Source organism: Micromonospora sp. NPDC047074 (assembly GCF_040643815.1).
GTDB lineage: Bacteria > Actinomycetota > Actinomycetes > Mycobacteriales > Micromonosporaceae > Micromonospora.
The window spans coordinates 63,892-70,565 of record NZ_JBEYVB010000037.1 but is presented as its reverse complement, the minus strand read 5'-3'; the positions used below and the strand labels follow the sequence as shown (position 1 = coordinate 70,565).

Sequence of the window (6,674 nt, the reverse complement as noted above, 5' to 3'; positions counted from 1 at the left end):
GAGGTGACGCACGAGGGGGTGATCGTCGAGGCGGTCAAGCTCGCCGACGACCGGAGCGGCGATGTGGTGGTGCGCCTCTACGAGTCCCTCGGCGCCGGCCCGCGCCGCCGTGGCCGGTGCCGTACCCGATGAGGACGTTGCCGGACCCGGCGCGCTCCTCCTCGCGGTACGCCGCGTGGCCGGCCGGCTCGTCGGCGGGCCCGCCCTCGCCCGCCAGCGGTGCGATGGTGATCAGCGGCTGGCCGACCGGCCGGGCCTCGCCCGCCGTGCCGTGCAGTGCCACGACCCGCCCGGCGTACGGGCAGGGCACGTCGACGACGGCCTTGGCGGTCTCCACCTCGACGACGGTCTGGTCCACCGTGACGACGTCACCGACGGCGACCCGCCACTCGACGATCTCGGCCTCGCTCAGCCCCTCGCCCAGGTCGGGCAGGAGGAAGACCTGCGTCCCGTCCACGGCGGTCACGCCGCGCTCCCCCGGCTCAGCCAGCGCTCGTCCGGCTGGTCGTCCCACTGGAGTCGGGCCACCGTGTCGAGGATCCGGTCCACCGACGGCAGGTGGGTGTGCTCCAGCATCGGCGGCGGGTAGGGAATGTCCAGCCCGGACACCCGCAACACCGGGGCGTGCAGGGCGTGGAAGCAGCGCTCCTGCACCCGGGCGGCGATCTCGGCGCCCACCCCGGCGAAGCCCTGCGCCTCCTGGATCACCACACACCGGCCGGTACGGCGGACCGAGGCGGTGACGGTCTCGTCGTCGAACGGCACGATGCTGCGCACGTCCACCACCTCCAGGTCCCAGCCCTCCTCGCGGGCGGCCTCGGCGGCCTCCAGCGCGACCGGCACCGCCGGCCCGTACGCGACGAGGGTGGCGTCGCGGCCGGGGCGGCGGACGACCGCCCGGCCGATCGGCGGGGTGGTCGCCGGCAGCTCCGCCTGGGCGCTGGAGAAGTAGAGCTTCTTCGGCTCCAGGAACACGACCGGGTCGGGATCGTCGATCGCCTGCCGCAGCAGCGAGTACGCGTCGTCCACCGTCGCCGGGGTGACCACCTTCAGGCCGGGGGTGTGCGCGTAGTACGCCTCGCTGGAGTCGCAGTGGTGCTCCACCCCGCCGATGCCGCCGGCGTAGGGCACCCGGATCACGATCGGCACGCTGAGCGCGCCCCGGGTGCGGTTGCGCAGCTTCGCCACGTGCGAGGCGATCTGCTCGAACGCCGGGTACGCGAACGCGTCGAACTGCATCTCGACCACCGGCCGCAGGCCGGACATGGCCAGGCCGACGGCGAAGCCGACGATGCCGGCCTCGGCGAGCGGGGTGTCGAAGCAGCGCTTGTCGCCGAAGCGGGCCTGGAGGCCGTCGGTGATCCGGAAGACGCCGCCGAGCGCCCCGACGTCCTCGCCGAAGACGACCACCCGGTCGTCGTCGAGCATCGCGTCGGCGAGCGCGGCGTTGAGTGCCTTCGCCATGGTCAGGGTGGCCATCAGCGCTGACCCTCCTCGTCTGCGGCGGCGGCCAGCTCGGCGCGGACCTGCTCGCGCTGCTCGACCAGCTGCGGGGTGGGCTCGGCGTAGACGTGGTCGAACAGGCTCATCGGGTCGACCGTCGGCTGGGCGTTCATCCGGGCGCGCAGGTCCGCGGCGTACGCCTCGGCCTCCTCGGCGACCGCGGCGACGGCCGCGTCGTCGAGCGCGCCACGGGCCCGCAGGTACGCCTCCAGGCGGGCCACCGGGTCCCGGTCGCGCCAGGCCTCGACCTCGGCGCCGTCCCGGTAGCGGGTGGCGTCGTCGGCGTTGGTGTGCGGCTCCATCCGGTAGGTGTGCGCCTCCACGAGGAACGGGCCCTTGCCCGCGCGGGCGTGCGCCACCGCGCGGGTGAGCACGGCGAGCACGGCCACCGGGTCGTTGCCGTCGACCTGTTCGCTGGGCACGCCGTAGCCGACGCCCTTGTACGCCAGCGACGGGGCGGCGGTCTGCCGGGACAGCGGGACGCTGATCGCGTACTTGTTGTTCTGCACGAAGTAGACGACCGGGGCCTTGAACACGGCGGCGAAGTTGACGCCCTCGTGGAAGTCGCCCTCGCTGGTCGCCCCGTCGCCGATGAACGCCAGCGCGACGGTGTCCCGCCCCTGGTAGGCCTCCCCGTAGGCCAGCCCGGCGGCGTGCACGCACTGGGTCGCCAGCGGGGTGCACTGCGGGGCGGTACGGCGCGCGGCGGGGTCGTACCCGCAGTGCCAGTCACCGCGCAGCAGGGTCAGCACCTCGACCGGGTCGATGCCCCGGGAGACCAGCGCCATCGACTCCCGGTAGGTCGGGAAGACCCAGTCGTCCTCGCGCAGGGCGAGGACCGCGCCGACCTGGCAGGCCTCCTGGCCACGCGAGGACGGGTAGACCGCCAGCCGGCCCTGCTTGGTCAGGGCGGTCGCCTGGAGGTCGAAGCGGCGGCCGACGACCATCCGCCGGTGCATCTCGACGAGCGCCTCGACGGGCGGCTCGGGATAGTCGGCGGGGGCGGGCAGCGGCGTGCCGGTCGGGTCGAGCAGGCGGACGGGCTCGGTGGCCGGGAGCAGCGGCTTGGCCGGGTCGGGCGGGGTGGCCGCCCGGCGGCTGCGCGGGGATGCCCTGCGGACCGCCTTGGGTGTGGTCGTCACGGCGGGACCTCCTGGACGTGTGGTGGGCCTATGCTCCTGCTGTCGGATGATTGACTCAAGATCCAGGACGAACGCGGGACGGATGGCATGCGGCAGGCAGTCAGATGAGCCAGGAGTCCGGAGCCGGAGCGCCGCCGGCGGCGGGAACGGGACGTTCGGCGCGCCCCCTGGACGACGTGGACCGGCGGATCCTCGACGAGCTGGTCCGCGAGGGTCGCACCTCGGTGCGCACCCTCGCCGAGCGGATCCACATCTCCCGCACCAACGCGTACGCCCGGGTGGAGCGCCTGCTGCGCGACGGGGTGATCACCGGCTTCCGGGCCCAGGTCGCGCCGGAGGCGGCGGGGCTGGGCACCTCGGCGTACATCGCGTTGAAGATCGAACAGAACACCTGGCGGGAGGTGTCGGCGGAGCTGGCGCGGGTGCGCTACATCGAGCACGCCGCGCTGCTCGGCGGCGACCACGACGTCCTCGCCCTGGTCCGGGCGCCGGACAACGCCACCCTGCGGGACGTGGTGCTGGGCCGGGTGCAGAGCATCGCCGGGGTGCTGTCCACCCGCACCTGGCTGGTGTTCGAGGAGTTCGACGGCGAGCGCAGCCCGTGGCGGTGACCGGCTCCGCCCGGTCGCGCCGACCCGGCCCCGGCCGCCGGGCTCAGCGCTCGGGCGGGGCCGCCAACCCCTCCCGGTCGGCCAGTTCCAGCAACGGTTCCAGGGAGAAGCGCCGCTCGTCCAGGCCCGCGTGCGGGTCGCCGCGCTCGGCGAACCGGGCGGGCATCGTGGTGACGGCGAAGTCCTCCGGCCGGGCGTCGTCCAGCTCCGACCAGTCCAGCGGCGCGGAGACCAGCGCCTGCGGGGTCGGCCGGATCGAGTACGCCGAGGCCATAGTGTGGTCCCGGGACATCTGGTTGTAGTCGACGAAGACCGGCCGGTCCCGCTGCTCCCGCCACCAGGTGGTGGTCACCAGCTCGGGCAGCCGGCGCTGCATCTGCCGGCCCAGTGCCAGCACCGCCCGCCGGCAGTCGCCGAAGCTCCACCGGGGCTCGATGGACAGATAGACGTGCAGGCCCCGACCGCCGGTGGTCTTCGGATAGCCGGTCAGGCCCAGCTCGGCGAGGAACGCGCGCACCTCGTGGGCCACCGGCACCACCTGCTCGAAGCCCACCCCCGGCATCGGGTCCAGGTCGATCCGGAGCTGGTCGGGCCGCTCGACGTCGGCGGCGGAGACCGGCCACGGGTGGAACCGCAGCGTGCCCAGGTTGGCCGCCCAGATCACCACCGCCAGCTCGCTCGGCGCGACCTCGTCGGCCGTACGCCCGCTCGGGAAGGTGATGTGGGCGGTGCGTACCCACTCGGGCGCCCCCGCCGGCAGCCGCTTCTGGTAGAAGGCGTCGCCCCGGTTGTCCTGCCGGGTGCCGATCTTCGCCCCGGGGAACACGCCGCGCGGCCAGCGCTCCAACATGGTCGGCCGGTCCCGCAGGGCGCGCAGGGCGCCGTCGCCGACGGCGAGAAAGTAGGAGACCACGTCCCGCTTGGTCAGCCCGAGCTCCGGAAAGTACGGCTTGTCGGGGCTGGAGACACGGACCAGCCGCTCCCCCACCCGGATCTCCTCGGCCGGCGTCGCCACGCCCCACACCGTAACCCGGCCCACCCGCCTCGAAGACCCACCGCGACCAGGCGAGCTGTGGGGTGTAAGGAGGGGCCCCTTCCCTACACCCCAGGGCGGGCTCAGCTCATCTCCTCCTGGAGGCGTGCCATGAGCATCTTCTTGCCCTGCTCGCTCGCCTTGCGGTTGTTCTCCTGCATCTTCCGGAACCAGGTGGCCAGTTCCGTGTCGCCCCGCGCGTCGGCGTCGGCGATGTACGTCTCCAACCTCCCGATGTGCTGCAACGACTCCTGCAACACGTGGATCAGGTCGTAGTTCTGGTCCATCACCGGGCTCGCCAGCCCTGTGACCATGGTGCCCATGGCACACCTCCCCGTCTCGGTGATCGGTGGAGGCGACGCTTACCCGGCCCGGCACCGATCACGCCCGGCGGCGGGTCCCGGCGTCTCCACGGCGGGCCTGGTCGACGCCGCGTCCGGAATCGGACGCCCCGGGGCGATGACTACGTCGTCCGCCGGTCGTCATACCTCGGGGCGGCGGCACGATGATCAGGTGGACAGGACGGAGGACGGTTCGTGGGCGGACGTGGCACGGGATCGGGCAGGGTCGGCGAGAGCACGGTGGGTGACGCCGTCCGGGAGGGCGACGCGCAGGCCTTCGCGGAGCTGACCGATCGGCACCGGCGGGAGTTGCAGGTGCACTGCTACCGGATGCTCGGCTCGTTCGACGACGCCGAGGACCTCGTGCAGGAGACGTTCCTGCGGGCCTGGCGCAGCCGGGAGACCTTCCAGGGCCGGTCCACGGTGCGGGCCTGGCTCTACCGGATCGCGACCAACGCCTGCCTCGACTTCCTCGACCGCCGCCACCGGCAGCCGCGTCCGCTCGTCGCGCCGACCGTGTCCCGGGCCGCCAGGCCCGGCCGCACCTCGTTGCCGCAGGTGGAGGTCCCCTGGCTCCAGCCGTACCCGGACCGGCTGCTCGATCCCGCCGCGCCGCCCGACGGCGAGCCGGACGCCGCGCTGGTGGCGAAGGAGACCATCGAGCTGGCGTTCCTCGCCGCGATCCAGCACCTGCCGTCCCGGCAGCGGGCGGTGCTCATCCTGCGCGACGTGCTCGGCTGGCCGGCGGCGGACACCGCCGCGCTGCTCGACGGCACGGTCGCCGCGGTCAACAGCGCCCTGCAGCGGGCGCGCGCCACACTCCGGCAGCACCTGCCGGAACGACGGATGGAGTGGCCGGCGGCGACCGACCCGAGCCGTGCGGAACGGGCGGTGCTCCAGCGGTACGTGGAGGCCACCGAACGCGCGGACCTGACGGCCCTGGCGGCACTGCTGAGTGAGGACGCCCGCTTCACCATGCCACCCGAGCCGACCTGGTACGAGGGACGGGCCGCGGTCATCGAGTGCTGGGCCCCCGCACTGGTCGGCCCCGCCGCCCGGAAGGACTGGTGGCACGTGCCCACCCGGGCGAACCGCCAGCCCGCCGTCGCCGGCTACGTGCGTGAGCCGGGCCGGTCCCGCTACCGCGCGCTGGGCCTCGACGTGCTCCGCATCGAGGGTGGCGAGATCGTGGAGGTGACCGCCTTCTCTCCCCGCGTCTTTCCGGCGTTCGGGCTGCCGATGGCCCGGTGAGCACGGCGACGGCGATGAGTTCTCCGCGCCCCGGCCGTCTCAACCGGGGTGGCCGGCGGTGCGGCGCGCCGCCGACGCACCCGAGAGACAGAGGCAGGAGCGACACCATGACCCAGCCGAGAGTCGTCAGCCGAGACGAGTGGGAGGCGGCCCGTGCGGAACTGCTCGTCAAGGAGAAGGAGCTGACCCGGGCACGCGACGCGTTGAGCGCCCAGCGGCGCCGGCTACCGATGGTCCGGATCGACAAGGAGTACGTCTTCCGGTCTCCGGACGGCCCGGTGGACCTGCCGGGCTTGTTCGGCGGTCGCCGTCAGCTCATCGTCCGGCACTTCATGTTCCACCCCGACTGGGACGAGGGCTGTGTCGGTTGTTCCCTACAGGTCGACAACCTCGGGCACCCGGCTCACCTGCACGCCCGGGACACCCGCCTGGTGCTGGTGTCCCGGGCGCCGCTGACCAGGATCGAGCCGTTCCGGCGGCGGATGGGGTGGACCGTCGCCTGGTTCTCGTCCTTCGGTGGGGACTTCAATCCCGACTTCGGGGCCACCAGGGGCGACGCGGAGTGCTCCGGGCTGAGCGTGTTCCTCCGCGACGGGGCGGAGGTCTTCCACACCTACTCGGCCTTCTCCCGGGGTGGCGACGCGCTGATCAACACCTACAACTACCTCGACCTGACCGCGTTGGGCCGGCAGGAGGAAGAGCTGGAATACCCGCAGCAGTGGTGGCGGCACCACGACCGGTACGACGTCGGCCACTCACCGGAACTGGAGAACCACTGACCATGGCGACCTAC

At 73.3% G+C, this 6,674-nt stretch carries 8 protein-coding genes and 1 pseudogene; 4 read left to right on the top strand and 5 right to left on the bottom strand.

Translation table 11 applies throughout. The features are described from left to right. Nucleotides 1-3: 3 nt before the first annotated feature. A complete protein-coding gene (locus ABZ809_RS28540) occupies nucleotides 4-132 on the top strand; it encodes a glycosyl hydrolase-related protein (protein WP_357565706.1) in 129 nt (42 codons plus the stop codon). Here ABZ809_RS28540 and ABZ809_RS28535 read toward each other — a convergent pair. The 3 genes and pseudogenes from ABZ809_RS28535 to pdhA all read right to left on the bottom strand — a co-directional run. Beyond that, a pseudogene (locus ABZ809_RS28535) lies at nucleotides 89-466 on the bottom strand (biotin/lipoyl-containing protein); the annotation flags it as partial. The gene ABZ809_RS28540 and the pseudogene ABZ809_RS28535 sit on opposite strands and share 44 nt — an antisense overlap. Further along, entirely contained in the window at nucleotides 463-1,479 is a 1,017-nt protein-coding gene (locus ABZ809_RS28530; protein WP_357565702.1) for an alpha-ketoacid dehydrogenase subunit beta, read from the bottom strand. The pseudogene ABZ809_RS28535 and the gene ABZ809_RS28530, both read right to left, overlap by 4 nt. Continuing rightward, the gene (gene pdhA / locus ABZ809_RS28525) at nucleotides 1,479-2,645 is read right to left on the bottom strand and encodes a pyruvate dehydrogenase (acetyl-transferring) E1 component subunit alpha (protein ID WP_357565701.1); all 1,167 of its coding nucleotides are present in this window, start codon (nucleotides 2,643-2,645) and stop codon (nucleotides 1,479-1,481) included. Before pdhA ends, ABZ809_RS28530 begins: the two co-directional genes overlap by 1 nt. Before the next feature lie 104 nt (nucleotides 2,646-2,749). On the opposite strand from pdhA, the gene ABZ809_RS28520 reads away from it, so the two are divergent. After that, nucleotides 2,750-3,256: an Lrp/AsnC family transcriptional regulator gene (locus ABZ809_RS28520; protein WP_357565700.1), complete on the top strand. Its 507-nt coding sequence runs from the start codon at nucleotides 2,750-2,752 to the stop codon at nucleotides 3,254-3,256. 43 nt (nucleotides 3,257-3,299) lie between these two features. Here ABZ809_RS28520 and ABZ809_RS28515 read toward each other — a convergent pair whose 3' ends face one another. Together ABZ809_RS28515 and ABZ809_RS28510 are read right to left on the bottom strand one after the other, a co-directional pair. Further along, complete coding sequence (locus ABZ809_RS28515; protein ID WP_357565699.1) at nucleotides 3,300-4,271, bottom strand: DNA primase small subunit domain-containing protein; 972 nt, start codon at nucleotides 4,269-4,271, stop codon at nucleotides 3,300-3,302. Between the two features lie 101 nt (nucleotides 4,272-4,372). Further along, entirely contained in the window at nucleotides 4,373-4,612 is a 240-nt protein-coding gene (locus tag ABZ809_RS28510; RefSeq protein WP_357565698.1) for a hypothetical protein, read from the bottom strand. A 258-nt stretch (nucleotides 4,613-4,870) separates the two neighbouring features. On the opposite strand from ABZ809_RS28510, the gene ABZ809_RS28505 reads away from it, so the two are divergent. Beyond that, nucleotides 4,871-5,881, top strand: coding sequence for an RNA polymerase subunit sigma-70 (locus ABZ809_RS28505; RefSeq protein ID WP_357565705.1), 1,011 nt, complete (start codon nucleotides 4,871-4,873; stop codon nucleotides 5,879-5,881). A 107-nt stretch (nucleotides 5,882-5,988) separates the two neighbouring features. Further along, the gene (locus ABZ809_RS28500; protein WP_357565697.1) at nucleotides 5,989-6,660 is read left to right on the top strand and encodes a DUF899 domain-containing protein; all 672 of its coding nucleotides are present in this window, start codon (nucleotides 5,989-5,991) and stop codon (nucleotides 6,658-6,660) included. The last annotated feature ends 14 nt before the right edge of the window (nucleotides 6,661-6,674 follow it).